At 44.0% G+C, this 22,520-nt stretch carries 17 protein-coding genes and 2 pseudogenes; 1 reads left to right on the top strand and 18 read right to left on the bottom strand.

Annotated features, from left to right (window positions below):
- Nucleotides 1–18: 18 nt before the first annotated feature.
- From priA to CJ483_RS20480, 7 genes and pseudogenes are all read right to left on the bottom strand, one after another.
- A pseudogene (gene priA / locus CJ483_RS20510) lies at nucleotides 19–2,429 on the bottom strand (primosomal protein N').
- Entirely contained in the window at nucleotides 2,420–3,640 is a 1,221-nt protein-coding gene (gene coaBC, locus CJ483_RS20505; protein ID WP_120037140.1) for a bifunctional phosphopantothenoylcysteine decarboxylase/phosphopantothenate--cysteine ligase CoaBC, read from the bottom strand. The pseudogene priA and the gene coaBC overlap by 10 nt, the downstream one beginning before the upstream one ends.
- 291 nt (nucleotides 3,641–3,931) lie before the next feature.
- Nucleotides 3,932–4,159, bottom strand: a complete 228-nt coding sequence (rpoZ, locus tag CJ483_RS20500; RefSeq protein WP_120037138.1) for a DNA-directed RNA polymerase subunit omega — start codon at nucleotides 4,157–4,159, stop codon at nucleotides 3,932–3,934.
- A gap of 1 nt (nucleotide 4,160) precedes the next feature.
- Nucleotides 4,161–4,775, bottom strand: coding sequence for a guanylate kinase (gene gmk / locus CJ483_RS20495; protein WP_120037136.1), 615 nt, complete (start codon nucleotides 4,773–4,775; stop codon nucleotides 4,161–4,163).
- A complete protein-coding gene (gene remA / locus CJ483_RS20490; protein ID WP_120037134.1) occupies nucleotides 4,772–5,047 on the bottom strand; it encodes an extracellular matrix/biofilm regulator RemA in 276 nt (91 codons plus the stop codon). The genes gmk and remA overlap by 4 nt, the downstream gene beginning before the upstream one ends.
- A gap of 44 nt (nucleotides 5,048–5,091) precedes the next feature.
- Complete coding sequence (locus CJ483_RS20485; protein ID WP_120037132.1) at nucleotides 5,092–5,967, bottom strand: YicC/YloC family endoribonuclease; 876 nt, start codon at nucleotides 5,965–5,967, stop codon at nucleotides 5,092–5,094.
- Nucleotides 5,968–6,042: 75 nt separating this feature from the next.
- Nucleotides 6,043–8,721: a cation-translocating P-type ATPase gene (locus tag CJ483_RS20480; RefSeq protein ID WP_120037130.1), complete on the bottom strand. Its 2,679-nt coding sequence runs from the start codon at nucleotides 8,719–8,721 to the stop codon at nucleotides 6,043–6,045.
- A 120-nt stretch (nucleotides 8,722–8,841) separates the two neighbouring features.
- On the opposite strand from CJ483_RS20480, the pseudogene CJ483_RS20475 reads away from it, so the two are divergent.
- Nucleotides 8,842–10,550, top strand: a pseudogene (locus CJ483_RS20475) (Rqc2 family fibronectin-binding protein).
- A 60-nt stretch (nucleotides 10,551–10,610) separates the two neighbouring features.
- Here CJ483_RS20475 and pyrE read toward each other — a convergent pair.
- The 11 genes from pyrE to lspA all read right to left on the bottom strand — a co-directional run bounded on the left by pyrE (nucleotide 10,611) and on the right by lspA (nucleotide 22,463).
- Nucleotides 10,611–11,234, bottom strand: coding sequence for an orotate phosphoribosyltransferase (pyrE, locus tag CJ483_RS20470; protein WP_120037128.1), 624 nt, complete (start codon nucleotides 11,232–11,234; stop codon nucleotides 10,611–10,613).
- Entirely contained in the window at nucleotides 11,224–11,940 is a 717-nt protein-coding gene (gene pyrF / locus CJ483_RS20465) for an orotidine-5'-phosphate decarboxylase (RefSeq protein WP_120037127.1), read from the bottom strand. The genes pyrE and pyrF overlap by 11 nt, the downstream gene beginning before the upstream one ends.
- On the bottom strand, nucleotides 11,912–12,853 hold the full coding sequence (locus tag CJ483_RS20460) for a dihydroorotate dehydrogenase (protein WP_120037126.1): 942 nt from the start codon (nucleotides 12,851–12,853) through the stop codon (nucleotides 11,912–11,914). Before CJ483_RS20460 ends, pyrF begins: the two co-directional genes overlap by 29 nt.
- On the bottom strand, nucleotides 12,850–13,629 hold the full coding sequence (locus CJ483_RS20455; protein ID WP_120037124.1) for a dihydroorotate dehydrogenase electron transfer subunit: 780 nt from the start codon (nucleotides 13,627–13,629) through the stop codon (nucleotides 12,850–12,852). Before CJ483_RS20455 ends, CJ483_RS20460 begins: the two co-directional genes overlap by 4 nt.
- Nucleotides 13,626–16,844: a carbamoyl-phosphate synthase large subunit gene (gene carB / locus CJ483_RS20450; RefSeq protein ID WP_120037122.1), complete on the bottom strand. Its 3,219-nt coding sequence runs from the start codon at nucleotides 16,842–16,844 to the stop codon at nucleotides 13,626–13,628. Before carB ends, CJ483_RS20455 begins: the two co-directional genes overlap by 4 nt.
- Nucleotides 16,837–17,928, bottom strand: coding sequence for a carbamoyl phosphate synthase small subunit (locus CJ483_RS20445; RefSeq protein ID WP_120038177.1), 1,092 nt, complete (start codon nucleotides 17,926–17,928; stop codon nucleotides 16,837–16,839). Before CJ483_RS20445 ends, carB begins: the two co-directional genes overlap by 8 nt.
- Complete coding sequence (locus tag CJ483_RS20440; RefSeq protein ID WP_120037120.1) at nucleotides 17,925–19,211, bottom strand: dihydroorotase; 1,287 nt, start codon at nucleotides 19,209–19,211, stop codon at nucleotides 17,925–17,927. Before CJ483_RS20440 ends, CJ483_RS20445 begins: the two co-directional genes overlap by 4 nt.
- A complete protein-coding gene (locus CJ483_RS20435) occupies nucleotides 19,174–20,103 on the bottom strand; it encodes an aspartate carbamoyltransferase catalytic subunit (protein ID WP_120038179.1) in 930 nt (309 codons plus the stop codon). Before CJ483_RS20435 ends, CJ483_RS20440 begins: the two co-directional genes overlap by 38 nt.
- Before the next feature lie 239 nt (nucleotides 20,104–20,342).
- Nucleotides 20,343–20,879, bottom strand: a complete 537-nt coding sequence (pyrR, locus tag CJ483_RS20430) for a bifunctional pyr operon transcriptional regulator/uracil phosphoribosyltransferase PyrR (RefSeq protein ID WP_120037118.1) — start codon at nucleotides 20,877–20,879, stop codon at nucleotides 20,343–20,345.
- 188 nt (nucleotides 20,880–21,067) lie between these two features.
- Nucleotides 21,068–21,979, bottom strand: a complete 912-nt coding sequence (locus CJ483_RS20425) for an RluA family pseudouridine synthase (protein ID WP_120037116.1) — start codon at nucleotides 21,977–21,979, stop codon at nucleotides 21,068–21,070.
- Nucleotides 21,972–22,463 (bottom strand): signal peptidase II, encoded by a 492-nt coding sequence (gene lspA, locus CJ483_RS20420; protein ID WP_120038175.1) that lies wholly within the window; start codon nucleotides 22,461–22,463, stop codon nucleotides 21,972–21,974. Before lspA ends, CJ483_RS20425 begins: the two co-directional genes overlap by 8 nt.
- Nucleotides 22,464–22,520 lie beyond the last annotated feature (57 nt).

The raw sequence follows: 22,520 nt of genomic DNA, 5'->3' as shown, positions 1-22,520 counted from the left end.
ATCAAGCAACTCTTTATTCTACATCATAATAAATGGATTCACATCTACAGCAACTTGTAAGTTCTTATCTTTTTGTTGCTTTGTATAATGTTCCATCACTGTTTTTAAAACTTCGTTTAACTTTGGTTCCCGTTTGTATTTTATCAAACATTGATAACGATATCTATCATTGATCCGGGCGATTGGTGAAGCAACAGGGCCAAGAATGATCGCTTCATTTGATAATCGAGCTTGAATATATTGGGTAATTTTCTCTGTTACACCCGACGCCGTCATGATGTCCTCGTGGCTGACGGTGACGAGCGCCAAGTAATAAAATGGCGGATAGTTCCCTAACTTTCTCATGATCATTTCTTCTTTATAAAATTGGTCATAGTCTTGCTTTCCAGCGAGCTGAATGCTGTAATGTTCCGGCGTATACGTCTGAATAACCACTTCGCCCTGAAGCTGGTGTCTTCCAGCCCGGCCGCTAACCTGAGTAAGCAGCTGAAACGTTTTCTCAGCAGAACGAAAATCCGGAATATGAAGCATCGTATCTGCGCTCAATACTCCAACCAACGTAATATTAGGAAAATCAAGTCCCTTAGCAATCATTTGTGTACCGAGCAAAATATCGGCTTTTCCTTCTGCAAATTGTTGCAGCAGTTTTTCATGCGCTCCTTTTCGGCTCGTCGTATCGACATCCATACGCACGACTCTTGCATGCGGCAGCAGCTTGCCAAGTTCATCTTCTACCTTTTGCGTACCAGTGCCAAAATAACGAATGTGTTCACTTTCACATTCTGGACATCTAGAAGGAACAGGCTCTTCAAAGCCGCAATAGTGGCATTTCATTCGATGACTATGCCGATGATACGTTAAAGAAATATCACAATGCGGACAGCCTGCCACATAACCGCAGTCTCGGCACATAATAAAGGAAGAATGCCCCCGCCGATTTAGGAAAAGAACCGTTTGTTCTCCCTTTTCAAGCCTGTCTGTCAGCTTGTCGAATAGCGTACGTGAAAACATCGATCGATTGCCACCGCGTAACTCTTCGCGCATATCAACAATTTCTACATCTGGAAGCTGTTGATTATTCATCCTCTTTGGAAGGGTTAGGAGGTGGTATACACCTTTTTGCGCTCTAGCAAAGCTTTCTAAAGAAGGCGTCGCACTGCCCAAGATAACAGGGCACTGATAAAACTCCGCTCTTTTTATCGCTGTTTCCCTTGCATGATAACGAGGATTTTCTTCTTGTTTATAGCTTGTTTCATGCTCTTCATCAATGATAATAATACCAAGGTTTTCAAAGGGAGCGAAGACAGCAGAACGAGCACCAACGACTACCTTTACTTCTTTACGCTGAATTTTCCGCCACTCATCATATTTCTCACCGGTCGATAAACCGCTGTGCAAAACGGCAACATCATCCCCAAAACGACCTTTAAAACGGTGAACCATCTGTGGGGTTAGCGAGATTTCTGGAACAAGCACAATCGCCTCTTTTCCTTTCTCCAACACACGCTGAATCGATTGAAGGTAAATTTCCGTCTTTCCACTGCCGGTTACCCCATAAAGAAGAAAAGTTTCATGACGAATATCCTCTATCGAGTCAAGAATAGGAGCGATGGCTTTTTGCTGTTGATCAGTAAGTGGAAGCGGCTCTGTTTGCTCAAATTGTCTATTTTCGTAAGGATCACGGTAAACTTCCTGATAGTGTTCAATGATCAAACCTTTTTCAATTAAGCTTTTCAAGGTGCTATTCGAGGTATCTGTTTGTTCCATCACTTCTTTTGCTGTAAGCAAAGGCTGTTCAGCTGCTGATAAGTAATGTAAAACATCCTTTTGTTTGCGGGCATTGACTGGAAGAGCCTCTAAACGGTCAGCTAGCTCCTTCTCCTCTAGAGCAAGCCTGATCATCCGAATACTCTTTTTCTTTTCTCTGCTTTTCACTTTATAAACCAGTTCTGCCCGGTTCGCTTTTACTTCCTGACGCAAGGAATTGAGCAGTCCTGCTTTTGCTGCTGCTTCCCAAGTCATTTCACCGTGCTGGTTAAATAAGCGCGCAAGCTCCTCATTCATCGGCTGCTCTACTTCTCTTATGTGAAAAACTTTTTCATACTTTGCTTTCATCGCAGCTGGAAGCATCGCCTGATAAGCAGATATCTTAAAGCAGAGCGTTGTTTCTGTAAGCCAATCGGCAAGCTGGAGAAGTTCTTCATTTAATACCGGCAGTAAATCCATCGGCTCAATAATAGCCTTCATTTTTTGACATTGGATTTGCTCTTGAGTGCGGTGACAAACCCTTGAATTTTTCGTGGACCAAATGGAACGATGACTCTCATTCCCGGCTGGATTAACCCTTCCCATTTTTCTGGAATTGTATAATCGAACTCTTTATCTGTCTGCATCGCCGCTACATCTACGATGACGCTAGCTACTTGCATGCATGTTCACCCTTTTTTAAATCGACTGCTGCCTCTAACAAGATTTCTCGCGCTGCTGCTTTCTTCGTCATTAAGTCAAAATCTTTTTGAGTGCCGTCTTTTTTAAAAATTGAAATGATATTTGTTTCAGCACCAAATCCTGCTCCATCAAGTTTAACATTGTTAGCCACAATCATGTCTGCTTGCTTCGTTTTCAGCTTCTTACGCGCGTATTCTTCAATATTAGTTGTTTCAGCAGCAAAGCCAATAAGCATTTGATGTGTTTTTTCTTGTCCCAGTGTTTTTAAAATATCTCTTGTGCGTTCCATTTCAATGATTAAATCGCCTTCTTGTTTTTTCAATTTTTCTCTATGAACTAGCTTTGGCCGGTAATCTGCCACGGCTGCCGTTTTAATGACAATATCGCTATTAGCGAATCTTTCCATAACGGCTTCATACATCTCTTCGGCACTTTGGACATATTTTATTTCCACTCCCACCGGCGGAGTGATTGAAACGGGTCCCGATATTAAATAGACATCCGCCCCCATATCACGTGCCGCTTCCGCCAAGGCATATCCCATTTTTCCAGTCGAGCGATTCGTCAAAAAACGGACTGGATCAATGATTTCCCGCGTTGGACCAGCAGTGATCATCACTTTTTTATTTTTAAAAGGCTGCTCTTCTTTCTGGCGAAAAAATTTCTCCATGAGATCGACGATTTTTTCAGGTTCTTCTAAACGTCCCTTACCAACGTAGCCACAGGCAAGAAAACCTTCCCCCGGCTCAACAAACTGCCAGCCGAAATCAGCTAGCGTTGCAAGGTTTTTCTTCACCGCTGGATGCTCATACATATGAACATTCATAGCTGGAGCCACCCAAACAGGAGCTGTTGAAGCAAGTAAAGTAGTGGAAATCATATCATCAGCAATTCCATTGGCAAGCTTCCCTATCATATTGGCCGTAGCAGGGGCTACAAGAATTAAATCCGCCCAGTCCGCCAAATCGATATGCGCAATGACTTCTGGATGTTTTTCATCAAATGTGTTTGTATATACCTCATTGCGCGACAGTGCCTGAAAGGTGAGCGGGGTGACAAATTCACAGGCAGAGGCAGTCATAATTACTTTTACCTCTGCACCGGCCTGTACCATTTTACTCGTTAATGCGGCTGCCTTATAAACAGCAATTCCTCCAGTTACACACAGCAGAATCTTCTTTTCACTTAACACGATGAACCCTCCAATTCTTTGTTCAAACAAAGCGGCCAGCTACTGCAGGCTGGTTGACAGACTCTTGTCCTCCATGATGATCCCCTCAGCCTACTCTGTTTCTCATCAGGTTCCGTTCTTTAAAAGACAAGGGCTTTTCATTTAGACCAACATTGTTTAAAACAGCTTTTGTCTACTTTATAAGCGCATATACGGCTATTTCAGTTATATGAGTATTGACTTTCTTCACTTCCATCTCTTTTCATGTAAAAAAATAACAACCTTCCAAAGGTTGTTATTCCTGAAGCCGTTTTACACTTCATCATCGTAAATTTGATCTTGATCTTTTTCTTTCATCTTTAGTTTATCGGCATAGATCTCTTCAAGCGCACGACCGACATATTTGTGAGAAACGTAAGAATCGAGCATTTGCGTAGAATCATTTTCCTGAAGGCTGCGGGCACGTTTCGCCGCAATGCTCACTAAGGAATATTTAGAATCAATTTTTGTTAACAGATTATCAATAGACGGATATAACATCTCAATCACTCTCCAACATTTTTTTATAGCGATGCTGCACACGTTCCCGACGGCAATGCTCAGCCACGATAATAGCCTGTATACGGCTGCATGCTTTTTCAACTTCATCATTTTCCACGACGTAATCATATAGATTCATCATTTCAATTTCTTTTCGGGCTTTTTCCATTCGGCCTTTAATTACTTCATCGCTTTCCGTTCCACGTGTCAGGATTCGGCTATGAAGCTCTGACAAGCTCGGCGGTGCCAGAAAAATAAATAGTCCTTCCGGGAATTTCTCCCGTACTTGGCGAGCCCCCTGCACTTCAATCTCCAGAAAAATATCACGGCCATCATCAAGCGTTTCCCGTACATAATCAACAGGAGTGCCATAATAATTGCCGACGAATTCTGCATATTCGAGCAGCTTGCCTTCAGCAATTAACTGCTCAAACTCTTCCCTGGACTTGAAAAAATAATCGACGCCGTCCACTTCTCCTTTACGCGGAGCACGCGTGGTCATTGAAATAGAATATTCAAACTTCACATCCGGCTGCGAGAAAATTTCTTTTCTTACCGTTCCTTTTCCCACTCCGGAAGGTCCTGATAAAACAATCAGTAAACCTTTTTCTTTCATGCCTTTCCCTGCCCTTCTTCAGTTACTTCTTCTTTGGAGAGAATTCGCTGGGCAACTGTTTCCGGCTGGACAGCAGATAAAATGACATGGTCGCTGTCCATCACGAGCACCGCTCTTGTTCTTCTTCCATAAGTAGCGTCAATCAGCGTGCCTGCTTCTCTTGCCTCCTGCACAAAGCGCTTGATCGGTGCCGACTCCGGACTGACAATAGAGATGATCCGATTCGCAGATACAATATTGCCAAATCCGATATTAATTAATCGAATGGACATAAAGTTCCTCCAATATAACAGCCTTTAATAAAGCAAGCTTTGTTTTATTCGATATTTTGCACTTGTTCTCTCATTTTTTCAAGACTTGTCTTTAACTCAACAACACCTGAACTAATCATAGAATCATTCGCTTTCGAACCAATCGTATTCACTTCTCGGTTCATTTCCTGAATCATAAAATCCAATTTGCGGCCAACAGATCCTTCCTGTTCAAGGGCCTGACGAAATTGCTGGATATGACTTTCAAGACGGATGCATTCCTCATGTATATCCGATTTATCGGCAAATACCGCCACCTCTGTTGCCAGCCGGTCCGGATCGAATGCACCCGATACTATTTCCTTCATTCGGCGCTCAAGCCGCTGACTGTATGCTTCAATGACTATCGGCGCTCTCTTTTTGATCTGAAACAGTCTTTGTTCCAAATCCGCTAACAAAAGAAGAAGATCCTTCTTTAATTCCTCTCCCTCCACACGGCGCATTTCATACAGCCGTGCTGCTGCAGAAGCAACCGTTTCTAAAACAAGACTTTCCAATGCTGAGTTTTCTTCTTCGCTTTCCTCGATTGTAATAAAATCCGAGCGCTGCAGCAAATCTTTCAAATCCGGCTTTCCCGATAACCCATGCTTTTCGGTTATTTGTTCCATCAAGCTGACAAACTCCCCCATCAGCTGCCAATCGACCTGCAGTGTTCGATGAACGAGACCTCCTCCTTCAATGGTAACAAATAGCTCAACCCGGCCTCTTTGTATGTATTTTGATAGCTCTTTCTTTATTTTATCTTCAATTTTTATTAATTGTCTCGGCATTCTTATTTGAAACTCGCTAAACCGATGATTGACCGACTTCATCTCTACAATCACCGCACAATCGGCTGATTTTATTTTGCTTCTGCCAAATCCTGTCATGCTCGTTACCATCAGCCACTCACATCCTGTCGACATAATAAAAAGGCAATAGAGTTTACTCTACTACCTTTCATATTGTACCATATTCTATTTTCTTTTTCTTGCAAAAAATGATCCTGCAAGTAAAAATGTCGGGATAGCTCCAATTCCAAAGACGAGCAGCCATTCTCTTGGTGCGAGAGCAACTGTATGGAAAATTGTCTGAAGCTGAGGTATATAAATAACGGCAACCATCAGCAAGAAGGAAGAGATAACCGCTGCGATCAAATACATATTGCCAAATGGATTGCGCGCCAGTACCGATTTTTCACTTCGGCAATCAAACACGTGGATCAATTGAGCCGTTACGAGTGTAGCAAACGCCACCGTCTGAGCATAAACCAAATTGTGGGAGTGCTGCTGATAGGCGATAATAAAAGCAACAAGTGTCGCTGCACCGATTAAAAATCCACGGGAAACAATTTTCCATGCAAGCCCTCTCGCAAACACACCTTCTTTCGGGTGCCTAGGCGGTCTTTTCATCACATCTTCCTCTGCCTTATCAAGGCCAAGAGCCAGTGCTGGCAGGCCGTCTGTTACTAAGTTTACCCATAAAATTTGAATCGGAACGAGCGGCAGAGGCATACCTAAAATCATCGCAAATAGCATCACTAAAATTTCACCGACATTAGATGCCAGCAAGTACCGGATAAACTTGCGGATATTTTCATAGATGTTTCGGCCTTCTTCTACAGCGGCTTTAATAGTAGCAAAATGATCATTTGCTAAAACTAATGAGGAAGCTTCTTTGGCGACATCGGTGCCCGTTATCCCCATGGCTATCCCGATGTCAGCCGCCTTAATCGCCGGAGCATCGTTCACCCCATCTCCAGTCATGGCTACAATGTGCCCTTTCTTTTGCAAAGCTTTAACAATTTTTAGCTTATCCTCCGGAGAAACTCGTGCATACACAGCTGTATGTTCCGCTGCTTTTTCCATTTCTTCCTCCGTCATCTCACTGAGCGCCTGTCCGTCTAGAATATCTGATTGACGATCAGCAAGCCCTAAGTCGCCGGCAATGGCTGCTGCCGTTTCTTTATGATCCCCGGTAATCATAATAGTCCGGATGCCGGCCTGTCTACATTCTGTGATTGCCTGCTTAACCTCTGGTCGCGGTGGATCAATCATCCCCTGCATTCCGATAAATGTCATGCCGGACTCAGCTTGTGCGGCATCATTAATTGTGTCTGTCGCACGCAGCGGCTTATAAGCAACAGCGATAACCCGCAGAGCTCTGCCTGCAAGGGTTTGCAACATTTCTTCCGTTTTCTTTCTATATAATTTGGAGAAGACCTGTCTCTTTTCTTCCCATAAGATATAATCACTCTTTCCCATTAGAACGTCCGGCGCTCCCTTTGTAACCGTAAAACGCTGACCCTGTGCATCCTTAATTATTACGGTCATCATTTTTCTTTTCGAATCAAAGGGAAACTCCTGCTCCACTGTAAAAGTCTTTGCAAGCTGTTCGCGACTCAATCCAGCTTTGAATGCTGCCGTTAGAAGCGCTCCTTCTGTCGGATCTCCCTGAACCACATATTCTTTCTCTTTCTTTTTTAATTCCGCGTGGTTGCATAACAGTCCAAATGTGAGCAGCTGATACAGACTCTTCTCTGCTGAGGGAGTGATTTCTGTAGTTTCTTCAAAAAATTTCCCCTTTGGTTCATAGCCTTTCCCGCTAATCATCCAATGTTTTCCGCCACCCCATGCGTCAGTAACCGTCATTTGATTTTGAGTCATGGTACCGGTTTTATCTGAACAAATGACAGTTGTACATCCAAGTGTTTCTACAGCAGCTAGCTGTCGGACAATCGCTTTTTGCCTAATCATGCGCTGAACGCCAAGTGACAATGCAACGGTAACGATAGCCGGCAGCCCTTCCGGTATAGCGGCAACAGCAAGGGACACACCTGTCAATAGCATCGTATAGAGTTCATGCCCTTGAACAATACCAATTCCCACCACAAGAACAGTTAAAAACAAGGCAGCAGCGATTAGTATTTTTCCGAGCTGCTCCAATCGGCGTTGCAATGGTGTTTCTGATCGTTCGGCTGATTGTAGCATAGACGCGATGTTTCCCATCGCTGTTTTCATGCCCGTCGCTGTCACTATACCAATCCCGCTTCCACGTGTAACGAGCGTACCCATGAATGCCATATTTTTCATATCAGCAAGAGCCGGATTTTCTCCTTTCAGCGGAGAGGCATGCTTTTCAACAGGAACAGATTCTCCGGTCATAGCAGATTCTTCAATTTCCAGATTAGTCGCTTCAAGCAGCCTGATATCTGCCCCAATCCGATCTCCTGCGGAAAATTTCAATACATCCCCCACAACAATATCGGCAGACTGTATTTTTTTCCATTCTCCATCACGCAAAGAGAGCGACTGCGGAGCGGACAATTCTTTTAATGCCTGCAAGGACTTCTCTGCTCTTCTTTCCTGCAGGAATCCAAGTACACCATTAATAATAATAATGGCAAAGATTGCAGCGGAGTCAATATACTCTCCCATTAAAGCGGAGATGACAGTCGCTGCAATGAGCACAAGAACCATAAAATCCTTAAACTGACGAATAAAAACCAGCCAGGCTGAAGGCAGCTTTCCCTCAGTCAGCTCATTGCTGCCATATTGGTTTTTTCGCCTTTCGGCTTCTTCTGTTGTTAACCCGCGCTGAATGCTTGTCTGAAGCTTCGTCTCTACTTCCTCTTGTCTCAGCTCGTGAAAATTCATCTCCTCACTCCTTTAATGGACAAACTTGTCCTTCTCATAGCATGATTATTCAGTCACAGGTCAAAACATGTTATCATTTAGTTAAGTTTTAACTAAAGTTAAGGAAAAGGAAGACAGCCTATGTCATTTGACGGTTTATTTACAAGAGCGATTACAAAAGAATTATCTGAGAGTCTTCAGGGGGACGAGTGAACAAAATTCACCAGCCCTATAAAAATGAAATTATTTTAATCATCCGGGCAAAAGGTAAAAATCATAAACTTTTACTTTCCGCCCATCCCTCCTATGCAAGGGTACAGCTAACCGAAGAAAGTTATGAGAACCCAAAAGAGCCTCCTCTTTTTTGTATGATGATGCGCAAGCATTTAGAAGGGGCTGTGTTAGAAGCTATTGAACAGGCGGGGCTCGACCGGCTCGTTATTTTTCACTTCAGAGGAAAAAACGAAATCGGCGATATTGCCTATAAACAGCTGTTTGTTGAGATTATGGGACGCCACAGCAATATTGTTCTCGTTGATCAGCAAAAAGGAACAATCATAGACAGCATCAAGCACATATCAGCGGCAGTGAACAGCTATCGGACCGTGCTGCCAGGCTATGATTACGTTTATCCTCCTGCACAAAATAAGATGAATCCCCTTACTTGTGACAGAGAAGATATTCTTCGACAGCTGGATTTTAATAGCGGCCGTCTCGACCGCCAGCTCGTTTCCGCATTTTCCGGGCTTTCTCCGCTAATCGCTAAGGAAATTGTCTACCAAAGCGGCCTGGCAAACCGAGAAACACTGCCTCATACGTTCATGGAAGAAATGAGGCCGATAAGGGAACATCACTATACCCCGACGCTTATTGAACATAACCAAAAATCTGCTTTTTATTTTAAAGATCTGCAGCATTTGCCAGGCGAGCGAAAAGTGTTTCAATCATTAAGCGAATTGCTGGATCGCTTCTACGTTGGGAAAGCAGACCGCGATCGGGTAAAACAGCAGGCGAATGATATTGAACGCTTGTTAAAAAATGAAAAAGAAAAAAATGAAACCAAGCTGCTCAAACTCGCACACACGTTAGAAGAAGCTGAACATGCTGATCGCTTTCAGTTATACGGGGAATTGTTAACCGCTCATTTATATGCAGTTGAAAAAGGAATGAAGGAAATAGAAGTCGTAAACTACTATGATGAAAGCGGCGGCAAAATTACCATTCCTTTGGATCCACAGAAAACACCATCAGAAAATGCGCAAAAGTTATTTTCAAAATACCAAAAAGCCAAAAACGCCATCTTAGCTGTAACTGACCAGATTGAGAGCACGAAAGAAGAAATTACTTATATTGATCACCTGCTGCAACAGATTGAATCTGCTTCACCGAAAGACATTGAGGAAATTCGCGAAGAATTAATAGATGAAGGCTATATGAAAGCAAAATCATCTAAGAAAAAGAAACCTGTAACTAGCAAGCCTGAACTGGAAACCTATAAAGCAAGTGACGGCACTCTTATTTTTGTTGGTAAAAACAATAAGCAAAATGATTATTTAACGAATAAATTTGCTCGACGGGATGAAATTTGGCTTCATACGAAAGATATTCCAGGATCTCATGTGGTCATTCGCAGCGAAGATCCGCCGGAAAGTACGATCTTAGAAGCTGCCAACCTTGCAGCCTATTTCAGCAAAGCAAAATCATCCAGCTCGGTCCCAGTCGATTTCACGAAAGTGCGGCATGTAAAAAAACCGAGTGGAGCCAAGCCAGGGTTCGTCATTTATGACAATCAGCAAACGGTGTATGTCACACCTAATGAAGATCTCGTAATAAAAATGAAGAAATCATAATAAAGGGCGGCTCGAAAAATTAGTATGCAACTAACTTTTCGGGCCGCCCCTTTTATCTTCTTATTTCCAGTTAGCAGGATTCTTTTGCCACTCGCGAAGTGTTTCCAGCTCGCTTTCTTTGACATACTCTTTTTCAACCGCTACTTCAATTAAGGTAGAATAGCTACTTAGACTATGAGCGGTCACGTTCGCTGCTTCCAGCTTGTCTTTCCCTGCTTGCAGCTCATATGTAAAGATTGCTACGACGCCGAGCACTTCACATCCCGCTTCACGAAGAGCTTCCACTGCTGTAATGGCACTTCCACCTGTAGAGATTAAATCTTCAACGACGACTACTTTTGTTCCCGGTTCTGCTTTGCCTTCAATTTGGTTTCCTTTGCCGTGTCCTTTCGCTTTTGAACGGACATAGCACATGGGCAAGTCCATGAGGTCGCTGACCCAAGCAGCATGCGGAATACCTGCTGTCGCAGTGCCAGCAATCAGCTGCGCTTCCGGATAATGTTCCTCAATTAACGAAACGAGCCCTTTAGCGATCGTTTTTCTTGTTTCTGGATAAGACAATGTCAAGCGATTATCACAATAGATTGGTGATTTGATTCCGGAAGACCACGTAAATGGCTCGCTTGGTTGTAAAAAGACCGCTTGAATATCTAATAACTTTTCTGCAATTTCTTTATTTAACATTCGTCATCTCTCCCCACTGCTGCTTTACTTTTTGATAAGCTTTAAGCGGCTCAGTCGCCTTCGTAATGGAACGTCCTACCACAATCATTGAAGAACCAAGCACTCTCGCGCCTGCTGGGTCAGCAATTCTTTGCTGGTCGTTCGCTTCATCTTCCTTCAGCCGTATCCCCGGTGTCACTCGTAAGAATTCCGCTCCGCATACTTCACCGATACGCGCTGCTTCATGGACTGAACAGACGACACCATCACAGCCGGCTGCCTTCGTCAGCTTGGCATAATGAAGCACCGATTCTTCCAAAGAAACCGGTATAAGCTGTTCACTATGCATTTGTTTTTCAGAAGTGGAGGTTAACTGGGTAACTGCTAAAAGCAACGGCCTGTTCCCTGCTGCTCCTTGCTCTAATCCTTCCCTGGCAGCTGCCATCATTTTCTCTCCGCCTGCTGCATGCACATTGATCATATCGACGCCAAGATTAGCGAGCCCTTTCATTGCCTGCTGTACGGTATTAGGAATATCATGAAGCTTTAAATCTAAGAAAATCCGATGATTCATTTTCTTTAACTTCTCAATCACCGTTGGGCCATTTTGTAAATAAAGCTCCATACCTACTTTTACATACAGCGACTCATTAGAAAAAAGCTGTAAAAAACGCTCTGTCTTTTCCCAGTTCGGAAAATCAAGAGCAACAATAGGTTCTTTTTCCATCCGCTCCCCAGCTCCTTCCTGTTAATTCACTTATATGATCAATCTGGTTTGCTTTCAAATAATCATCCAATTCCCCAATCAGTTCAGGGCAAATGAATGGATTAGAAAAGTTTGCTGTACCAACTGCTACGGCACTGGCGCCGGCCATGTAAAACTCAATAATATCTTCGACCGTTGAAATGCCGCCCATGCCAATAATCGGAAGGTTTGTCTGCTGGCTGACTTCATAAATCATTCGGATAGCAACCGGCTTAATTGCCGGACCGGATAAACCGCCTGTCCGGTTGGCGAGTATCGGCTTGCCCGTTCTTAAATCAATGCGCATGCCAAGCAGTGTATTAATCATTGTCAGCCCATCGGCGCCGCCGTCTTCTACAGCTTTAGCCATTTCGACAATATTTGATACGTTCGGGGACAGCTTTACGTAAACAGGTACCTCGGACACTTCTTTTACTTTCTTAGTTAAATGTTTCGCTGTTTCCGGCACCGTTCCAAATGCGATTCCACCCGTCTTCACATTCGGGCAGGAAATATTCAGCTCCAGCGCTTGAACGTGGGGAGACTTAGAAATCGTGCGCGCAACTTCCACATAATCTTCTACTTGTGAGCCAGCTACATTAGCAATAATCGGCACCTCATATTGTGAAAGCCAGGGGATTTCTTTCTCCATTACTTTTTCCAGCCCCGGATTTTGCAGCCCAATAGCATTTAGCATTCCTGCCGGCGTTTCTGCTACACGTGGAGTAGGATTACCAAAGCGCGGCTCCTCCGTCGTTGCTTTAATCATGATTGCACCGAGAACACTTAAATCATAGAGCTCGCTGAATTCACGGCCAAAACCGAAGCAGCCAGATGCAGGCATCACCGGGTTTTTTAATGTTAGGCCGGGCAGTTTCGTTTCTAATCTACTCATAAAGCTACCTCCCCTATTGGGAATACGGGTCCATCACTGCAGACTTTTCGATATTCAGTACCTGCTGGATCATTTTGTGTATGGCACACACAGGCAAAGCAAGCACCAATGCCGCAGCCCATCCGTTCCTCTAGCGAAATAAATCCTTTTTTTGTTAATTGTAGTTCCTCAAGCGCTCTGAGCATTGATACTGGACCGCAGGAATACAGGATATCTGCCTGCAAATTAAATTTGCGAATCGCATCTGTTACAAACCCTTTTACGCCAAGCGAACCATCTACCGTCGCAATGTATGTTTCTCCGAGTTCAGAAAACTGTTCTTCATAAAATGCCACGTCTGCCGTTTGGAAACCGAGCACATGAATGGTTTTCACACCTTTTTCATTTAACCGTTTAGACAATTCATAGAGTGGCGGTACACCAATGCCGCCCCCGACTAAAATAGCTGTTTCTCCCGCCTGTGCCTCTTCAACCGGAAAACCATGACCGAGTGGCCCAAGCACATCAACTGTTTCTCCCGATTTTTTTTCGGAGAGCTGCTTTGTTCCCTCCCCCTCTGCACGGTAGATCATGGTAAAGCGCGAGTTCGCCTGGTCAATGTTTGCAATGCTAATTGGCCGGCGAAGCAGCGGCATTGTTTGTCCGCTTACTTTAAGATGAACGAACCGGCCTGGTTCGTTCATCTCTTGTGCGAGCTCACCTTGGAGAGTGAGCTCATATATATTCTTAGCAATGTTTTTTTGAGAAACAACAGTCATCCATTCTTTCTTAATCATAGAAGCACCGCCTCGGACTTTTTAGAAGCAGTTGTCTTTGGCATGGATTCTGCTGAGAAAATCATTGACTCTAGTACGCGTAAAATGGCTTCTGCTGTATCCAGTGAAGTTAAACATGGAATTCCATTTTCTACTGTTTCACGGCGAATCCGGAAACCATCGCGTGCAGGTTGCTTGCCTCTTGTTAATGTGTTGATGACAAACTGAGCTTCGCCCGAACGGATCGTATCAAGAATATCCGGTCCTTTCGCCCCGATTTTAGAGACTGTTTCCGCAGGTACACCAGCATCTTTCAAATATTGCGCTGTGCCATGGGTGGCAAGCAATTTATAGCCGATGTTGTAGAACCGTTTAGCTAATTCAAGCGCTTCTTCTTTGTCTTTATCAGCTACTGTCATTAAGACTGTCCCTTTTGTAGGAATTTTAATGCCGGCTGCGACAAGTCCCTTATAAAGAGCTTTTTCTACTGTTGTATCTTTCCCCATTACTTCACCTGTTGATTTCATTTCAGGTCCGAGCGTTGTATCTACGCGACGCAACTTAGCAAATGAGAAGACCGGCACTTTCACGAATACGCCTTTCTCTTCCTTTGCAAGACCCGTTTCATAGCCTTGGCTCTGGAGAGAGTGTCCCAGAATTGCTTTGGTTGCAATATTCGCCATTGGGATGTTCGTAATTTTACTAAGGAAAGGAACAGTTCGGCTTGAACGCGGATTCACTTCCAGCACGAATACTTCTCCTCTGGAAACCACATATTGAATATTTAACAATCCAACAATGTTTAAGCCTTTGGCCAATCTAATCGTATAATCGACAATGGTTTCTTTCTGCTCTTTTGTTAATTGTTGTGGCGGATATACCGCAATCGAGTCACCAGAGTGAACACCTGCCCGCTCGATATGCTCCATGATGCCTGGAATGACTACATCTGTGCCATCAGAAATCGCATCTACTTCGATTTCTTTTCCAGTTAAGTAGCGGTCGATGAGCACTGGATGCTCTGGATTGACTTTTACGGCATTTTTCATGTAGTGAAGCAGTTCCGCTTCTTTATAGACGATTTCCATTGCCCGGCCGCCAAGTACATAAGACGGACGAACAAGAACCGGGTAACCAATCTCTTCGGCAATTTTCACAGCGGCTTCAACAGAGAAAGCTGTTTTTCCAAGCGGCTGTGGAACCCCTAACGATTGAAGAGTTTGTTCAAATTTATCACGATTTTCTGCCCGGTCAAGATCTTCAACAGATGTACCTAACACTTTCACGCCGTGCTCAACTAATTTTTCTGCCAGGTTAATCGCCGTTTGTCCGCCAAATTGGACCACCACACCTTCCGGCTGTTCCAGATCAATAATGTGCATAACATCTTCAATCGTGAGCGGTTCAAAGTATAGCTTATCAGATATACTAAAATCCGTTGACACTGTTTCCGGGTTGTTATTGACGATGATCGCTTCGTATCCGGCTTCTTTAATAGCCCAGACAGAGTGAACTGTCGCGTAGTCAAACTCGACGCCCTGGCCGATACGGATCGGGCCAGAACCAAGCACAACAACCTTTTTGCGGTCAGTCACGATCGACTCGTTTTCTTCCTCGTACGTTCCATAATAATACGGAGTCGCGGACTCAAACTCAGCTGCGCATGTGTCTACCATCTTATAAACCGGGATAATTTGATTTTCTTTACGCCAGTCATACACTTCTTTTTCACTTATGCCCCAAAGCGCAGCGATTGTAGAATCAGCAAAGCCCATTTCTTTAGCTGTTTGTGCTGTTTCTGCATCAAATCGGTTCGCTGCTACTTCTTTCTCAAACTCGACAATATTTGAGAATTTCTTTAAGAAGAATAGATCGATTTGGCACCACTCATGAATCGCTTCAATGGTTACACCGCGGCGCAGCGCTTCACCAATATAGAAGAGTCTTTCGTCTCCTGCTTTTCTAATACGCTTTTCAATCAACGCATCGCTTGCTTCCTTCGCATCTTCAAGCTCCAAATGATACACACCGCTCTCAAGAGAACGAACAGCTTTCAGAATAGATTCCTCAAGCGTGCGGCCGATGGCCATCACTTCCCCTGTTGCTTTCATCTGCGTGCCAAGTGTACGGTTCGCGGACTCAAATTTATCAAACGGCCATCTTGGAATTTTTGAAACAATATAATCAAGGGCTGGCTCGAAGCAAGCGTATGTTTTTCCTGTTACCGGGTTTTTCATTTCATCTAACGTTAAGCCGACAGCAATTTTTGCAGCAAGCTTGGCAATTGGATAGCCTGTCGCTTTTGAAGCGAGGGCAGATGAACGGCTGACGCGCGGATTGACCTCAATGATGTAATATTGGAAGCTGTACGGGTCAAGCGCAAGCTGCACATTACATCCGCCTTCAATACCGAGCGCACGAATGATTTTCAAGGAGGAATTCCGCAACATTTGATACTCACGGTCGCTTAGCGTCTGGCTTGGCGCCACTACGATGGAATCGCCTGTATGAACTCCCACCGGATCAATATTTTCCATGTTACAAACGACGATTGCATTGTCATTGGAGTCACGCATCACTTCATACTCAATTTCTTTAAAACCAGCAATGCTTTTCTCTAATAAACACTGTGTTACAGGGCTGTACTTAAGTCCGCTCGTTACCGTCTCAATCAGCTCTTCTTCATTCGTACAGATTCCGCCGCCTGTACCGCCAAGCGTATAAGCCGGACGCACAATAACCGGATAGCCAATTTGTTCAACAAACGTATAGGCTTCTTCCAACGTATGGATAATTTCACTCTCCGGTACCGGCTCATTCAATTCATTCATGAGCTGTCGGAATAGATCACGGTCTTCTGCCTGCTCAATCGCTGACAATTCTGTTCCAAGCACTTTCACGCCGTACTCTTCTAAAACACCCGCTTTGGCAAGTTCTACAGCCATATTTAAGCCTGTTTGCCCACCGAGTGTCGGTAAGATCGCATCCGGGCGCTCTTTTTGAATAATCCGACTAACAAACTCTAATGTGATCGGTTCGATATAAACAGCATCAGCGATTTCAGTATCTGTCATGATCGTCGCTGGATTCGAGTTAACAAGGATTACACGGTAACCTTCTTCTTTTAAAGCCAAACAAGCTTGTGTTCCAGCATAATCAAACTCCGCAGCTTGGCCAATCACAATCGGGCCTGATCCTATTACTAGTATGCTTTCAATATCTGTACGTTTAGGCATGTTGAAGCTCCTTCCCAGCATGTTCTTTCATCATGTTGATAAAGCGGTCAAATAAGTGGTTGTCATCCTCTGGTCCTGGCGATGCTTCCGGATGATATTGAACCGTGAAGGCCGGATATGTTTTATGAGCGAGACCTTCAACTGTTCCGTCGTTTAACGCAATGTGAGTGACTTCTAATTCTGTATTGGCAATCGTCTCTTCATCCACTGCGTAGCTGTGGTTTTGAGAGGTAAGAGCTGTTTTTCCTGTAGCTAGATCTTTCACAGGATGATTGGAACCGCGATGTCCGAATTTCAATTTGAACGTATCTGCACCAGATGCAAGAGCAAACAGCTGATGGCCAAGACAGATGCCGAAGATCGGTGCTTTCCCAATCAGCTTTTTTACTGTTTCAATGGCGTGTGGTACATCTTTCGGATCTCCAGGTCCGTTGGACAGCATAATCCCATCAGGATTCAATTGCAGGATTTCCTCAGCTGTTGTATCGTGCGGAACGACGATCACATCGCAATCACGGTTGTTTAATTCACGCAAGATGCCGTGCTTCATACCGAAATCCATAAGAACCACGCGGTAGCCACGTCCCGGATTCGGATAAGCGGATTTCGTAGACACCTGATCCACTTGATCTGTAGGCAAGACAGCTGCCCGCAGGCGATGAATCACGTCCTCTGCTTTTTCTTCCATGGAAACGATAGCGCCTTTTAATGTTCCGTACTGACGAATAATTCTTGTTAATTTCCTTGTATCCACTCCGGAGATAGCTGGGATTTGTTTCATTTTTAAATACTCATCAAGTGACATTTCGCTGCGGAAATTTGATGGAAAATCAGCTGCTTCCTTAACGATTAATGCTTTTACAGCAGGGTTGATTGTTTCAAAATCATCGCGATTAATCCCGTAATTTCCGACTAAAGGATACGTAAAAGTAACAATTTGGCCACAGTAGGACGGATCAGATAATATTTCCTGATAGCCAGTCATTCCTGTTGTAAAGACCACTTCTCCAATGATATCTTTGTCACTGCCAAATCCCTTGCCAGCAAAGACTGTCCCATCTTCTAAAATCAGCTGTTTTTTCATGCCTGCACCTTTCCTTCCTGCCATACGAGTTTACCTTCTGAGATGGTGGCTGTTGGCCAGCCGTTGCATTTCCAACCCGCAAATGGGGTGTTTTTTCCTTTTGAGTAAAAATTTTCTGGATTAATTTCTTTCTCAGCCTGTAAATCAATTAGGGCAATATCAGCAACTGCTCCTTCTTCGAGCTTGCCATAAGGCAGTCCGAAAGCTTGGGCTGGTTTAATCGTCATCCAATCTACCAATTGTTTTAGCGTGATCAACCCTTTTTGTACCAGATGCGTGTATAGAAGCGGAAACGCCGTTTCCAATCCAACGATGCCAAATGGAGCGGTCTGCATGCCAGCTGCTTTTTCCTCAGCTGTATGCGGAGCATGATCAGTCGCAATGAAATCAATCGTTCCATCTAACAATCCTTCGATTAAGGCTTGCTGATCTTTTTTGCCACGTAACGGTGGATTCATTTTAAAGTTTGTATCCATTCCTGGAATGTCTTCATCACAAAGCAGCAAATGATGCGGTGTTACTTCGGCTGTTACGCGAATGCCTGCTCTTTTTGCATCTTTTACTGTTCTAACAGACCCCTCGGTACTAATATGACAAACATGATAGTGACATCCTGCCGCTTCAGCGATCAGTACATCCCGTGCAATATGTACAGATTCACAGATTGAAGGAATACCAGGAATATCATTTTCCGCTGCAAATTCGCCGGCATGAACCGCTCCTCCATAAATGAGCGAATTATCTTCACAATGAGCGACAACTGCTGCATCAATCGCTGCGGCCTTTTTCATAGCTTCGTACATCATCCCAGCCTGCTGTACACCGACCCCGTCATCTGTGAAAGCGAATGCTCCTGTTTCTTTTAAACTCGCAAAATCTGTCAACTCTTTTCCTGCTTCTCTGATCGTAATAGAAGCATATGGAAGCACCCGAACATGCGCTGTTTCTTCAATACGGTTATTTAAGTTAGTTAGGTTTTCAACTGTATCTGGCACAGGACGCGTATTCGGCATAGCTGCAATCGTAGTAAAGCCGCCTGCTGCCGCTGCCATAGTGCCTGTTTTAATTGTTTCTTTGTGTTCACCGCCCGGCTCGCGCAAATGAACATGCAGATCAATTAGGCCCGGTATAATAAGCTGTCCTTCTGCGTCCAGGATATTTTCTCCGTTCGCCGTCAAGTTCTCTCCTATCTCCGCGATCTTCGTTTCCTCTATCCGTATATCCTGTTTTTTCAGTTCCCCGTTCTCAGCAAGAATATTGCCATTTTTGATTAGCCAGTTCATTTGATAATCTCCCTTCCAGCACTTGTTTTAAAACAGCCATTCTGATGAATACACCGTTCTCCATTTGTTTGAAAATACGTGATCTGTCGCATTCTACAAGGCTATCTGCAATCTCGACATCTCGATTGACGGGAGCCGGATGCATGATGATACTTCCTGCCTTCATGCGTTTTTCTCTTTCTAGAGTTAAACCATACAAGTTATGGTATTCTTCTTTTGTCATAGCTGCTTTACCGCCATGGCGTTCATGTTGAATTCTGAGAAGCATTAAAACGTCGACTTCCTCGACAAGGCGGTCCAAGTCCATGTAGTCGCCAGCCGTTAAATAATCCTCAGCAAACCACTCAGGCGGGCCAGAGAAACGCACATCCGCACCAAGCTTACGGAGAGCTTCCGCATTTGAACGAGCTACTCGGCTGTGGCGAATATCGCCGACGATTCCTACTTTTACCCCCTCAAATCGTCCAAACTCCTGCTGAATGGTGAATAAATCAAGCAGGCACTGTGTAGGATGCTGTCCGCAGCCGTCCCCTGCGTTAATCACAGGAATATTCACTTTATTGACAAGCTGCTCGTAATATCGATCTTCTTCATGGCGGATGACGACCGCATTGACGCCGATCGACTCAAGCGTGCGTACAGTATCATATAGTGTTTCTCCTTTTAAAACACTGGAACTACCTGCTTCAAATGGGATGACATCAAGGCCTAATTTTCTCTCAGCTACTTCAAAACTCGTCTTCGTACGCGTGCTTGCCTCGAAAAACAAGTTAGCTACAAATGTTTGTTGACCAGCATGCCAGATCTCACCTTGAGAAAATTTTTCCGCTTGCATTAATATTAACAGAATTTCATCTTTATTCATATCCTTAATTGAAACTAAATTTTGCATCATTGTTTTTCCGCCTCCATTTTTCATAAAAAAAACACCCATTTTCAAGGGTGTTTAGCATTTAGACAATGTTTTGGCGGCAACGCCATGCACACGATTGTCCTACACCCTTAAATGCCTCTCTGGACATCTTTAAAAGGCTCCTATGAAGTTATGCATGTTTATTGTATATTTCATACACTTCAATGTTAGCTTCCTCTTTGACTGTCTCTCTGGACAGCGATTAAAGAGCATTGATTTTATTCATGAATAGTTACTTGGTCTGTTCCGTCGACTTCTTCAAGTTCAACGACAATTCGTTCACTGCTAGCTGAAGGAATATTTTTACCGATATAATCTGCCCGGATCGGCAGCTCGCGATGGCCACGGTCAACTAGTACAGCCATTTGGATATGAGACGGACGTCCAACATCCATAAGGGCATCCATGGCAGCCCGAACTGTTCTGCCCGTGTAAAGCACATCATCAACCAGAATAACCACCTTATCTGTTACACTTACAGGGATATCAGAGCCTTTTACTTCAGGATCATTATTATCTGTCTTGATGGACAGATCATCTCTGTACAAACTGATATCAAGATCACCTACTGGTATGTCTTGGCCCTCTATTTGTTTAATGCGTTCTGCCAGCCTTTGAGCTAAATAAATCCCTCTTGTCTTGATCCCGATTAACACACAATTGGCAATGCCTTTATTTTTCTCCAATATTTCATGGGCAATTCGTGTCAGTGCCCGTCGTATGGCCTGTTCATCCATGACTGTCGCTTTTTCCATTCCATCACCTCATGACGTTGATCATAAAAAAATCCTCCCGCCGCGTAGACGAGAGGATAGATGCGTGTAAATATGCGAGGAAGACATAGCTTCTCCCTGCATATGATCCGTCACCTTCCCAGCCTCACGGGACTGTTTTTAAAGGTCTTATTCAACTGTTCTAAGCTTACTGCTTCTTTTAGTGATTGTCAATTGTTTTGGGACAATAATTTCAAAAGCCGCTGAAATTCTTCGGGAAGCGGTGCCTCAAACTCCATGTATTCACCCGTGCGCGGATGAACAAAACCGAGCACACCTGCGTGCAGTGCCTGGCCATCGATATTAAGCGTCTTCTTCGGTCCATATTTAGGATCACCAGCAAGCGGGTAGCCAATATATTTCATATGCACCCTGATTTGATGAGTACGGCCTGTCTCAAGCACACATTCAACGAACGTAAAGTCTTTGAACCGCTCCAGCACATGGAAATGCGTAACAGCATGCTTGCCGCCGTTAACGACGGCCATGCTTTGCCTGTCCTTTGTGTCACGGCCAATTGGCGCATCAATGGTCCCATGGTCATGAGGTATAACTCCATGAACAATGGCTTGATATTTTCGAGTGACCGACTTATCTACAAGCTGCTGAACAAGCTTTTCGTGTGCCATATCATTTTTGGCGACCATCAATAAACCGGATGTATCTTTATCAATCCGATGAACAATTCCCGGACGCATAACACCATTAATTCCCGACAGATCCTTACAATGAGCCATCAACCCGTTAACAAGCGTACCCGACAAATGCCCAGGAGCCGGGTGGACGACCATTCCACGCGGTTTATTGACAACTAATACATCCTCATCTTCATAGTAAACGTCCAGATTTAAATCCTCAGCTTCAATATCGAGCGGCTCAGGGTCCGGGATTTCAATGAGCAATTCATCTCCCGGCAAACATTTGTAATTTGATTTGACAGGTTTGCCGTTTACTTTTATTAATCCTGCTTTAATCCAGTCCTGCACCTGGGTACGTGACCACTCTTCATTAATGCCCGCGGCTACTTTGTCTATCCTTACATTCTCTTCCTCTTCACGGACAATATATTCTATGCTATCCATTCAACTTCCTCTTTTCTTTCTTGTCCTCAATAAATACGGCGATGAGCAGCAAAATCACACCGATTGTCAGCGCTGCGTCAGCAATATTAAATATTGGGAAATCATAGTTGAAAATATACGTGTTCACAAAATCAACAACTTCTTTACGGAATACACGATCAATAAAATTTCCAATCGCTCCTCCAAGCAAAAAAGCCAGAGCACTCTTCATGAGCGGTTTGTTTTTTGCCTCTGTCTGCATATAATAAACAATTCCTGCCACCACAGCAACCGTAATGACATAGAACAGCCAAAACTGCCCTTCCAACATCCCCCAGGCAGCTCCCCGGTTACGATGGGAAGTAATATAAAAGAAATTTTTAATAATTTCTACGCTTTCACCGATTTCCATACCCTTTACAACCAACCACTTTGTCCACTGATCAAGCAAAATTACTAGCAATGCTAATAAATAGTACAAGGAAACTCCTCCATTCTTGCCCATCTTTTTCGATCCATTAAAAAAGCTGCCCTGCAAGCAACAGGCGTTTCCGATAATTAC

The organism is Bacillus sp. PK3_68 (genome assembly GCF_003600835.1).
Lineage (GTDB): Bacteria > Bacillota > Bacilli > Bacillales > Domibacillaceae > Pseudobacillus.
The sequence above is the reverse complement of the archived record's forward strand: the minus strand, read 5'-3'. Positions and strand labels throughout refer to the sequence as shown.

What these genes read in the sequence shown, in the direction of transcription:
- remA (WP_120037134.1), bottom strand. Translation starts at nt 5,047, where the DNA reads ATGTCCATTCGATTAATTAATATCGGATTTGGCAATATTGTATCTGCG.
- CJ483_RS20435 (WP_120038179.1), bottom strand. Translation starts at nt 20,103, where the DNA reads ATGCAAAATTTAGTTTCAATTAAGGATATGAATAAAGATGAAATTCTG.
- pyrF (WP_120037127.1), bottom strand. Translation starts at nt 11,940, where the DNA reads ATGGAAAAAGAACCTATTGTTGCTCTTGATTTTCCGAACTGGGAAAAG.
- rpoZ (WP_120037138.1), bottom strand. Translation starts at nt 4,159, where the DNA reads ATGTTATATCCGTCTATTGATAATCTGTTAACAAAAATTGATTCTAAA.
- lspA (WP_120038175.1), bottom strand. Translation starts at nt 22,463, where the DNA reads ATGGGCAAGAATGGAGGAGTTTCCTTGTACTATTTATTAGCATTGCTA.
- CJ483_RS20440 (WP_120037120.1), bottom strand. Translation starts at nt 19,211, where the DNA reads ATGAACTGGCTAATCAAAAATGGCAATATTCTTGCTGAGAACGGGGAA.
- CJ483_RS20455 (WP_120037124.1), bottom strand. Translation starts at nt 13,629, where the DNA reads ATGATTAAGAAAGAATGGATGACTGTTGTTTCTCAAAAAAACATTGCT.
- CJ483_RS20460 (WP_120037126.1), bottom strand. Translation starts at nt 12,853, where the DNA reads ATGAGTAGATTAGAAACGAAACTGCCCGGCCTAACATTAAAAAACCCG.
- CJ483_RS20445 (WP_120038177.1), bottom strand. Translation starts at nt 17,928, where the DNA reads ATGAAAAAACAGCTGATTTTAGAAGATGGGACAGTCTTTGCTGGCAAG.
- pyrR (WP_120037118.1), bottom strand. Translation starts at nt 20,879, where the DNA reads ATGGAAAAAGCGACAGTCATGGATGAACAGGCCATACGACGGGCACTG.
- CJ483_RS20425 (WP_120037116.1), bottom strand. Translation starts at nt 21,979, where the DNA reads ATGGATAGCATAGAATATATTGTCCGTGAAGAGGAAGAGAATGTAAGG.
- pyrE (WP_120037128.1), bottom strand. Translation starts at nt 11,234, where the DNA reads ATGTTAAATAAAGAAATTGCAGAAAAGTTATTAGATATTCAAGCGGTC.
- gmk (WP_120037136.1), bottom strand. Translation starts at nt 4,775, where the DNA reads ATGAAAGAAAAAGGTTTACTGATTGTTTTATCAGGACCTTCCGGAGTG.
- carB (WP_120037122.1), bottom strand. Translation starts at nt 16,844, where the DNA reads ATGCCTAAACGTACAGATATTGAAAGCATACTAGTAATAGGATCAGGC.
- CJ483_RS20480 (WP_120037130.1), bottom strand. Translation starts at nt 8,721, where the DNA reads ATGAATTTTCACGAGCTGAGACAAGAGGAAGTAGAGACGAAGCTTCAG.
- CJ483_RS20485 (WP_120037132.1), bottom strand. Translation starts at nt 5,967, where the DNA reads ATGGTAACGAGCATGACAGGATTTGGCAGAAGCAAAATAAAATCAGCC.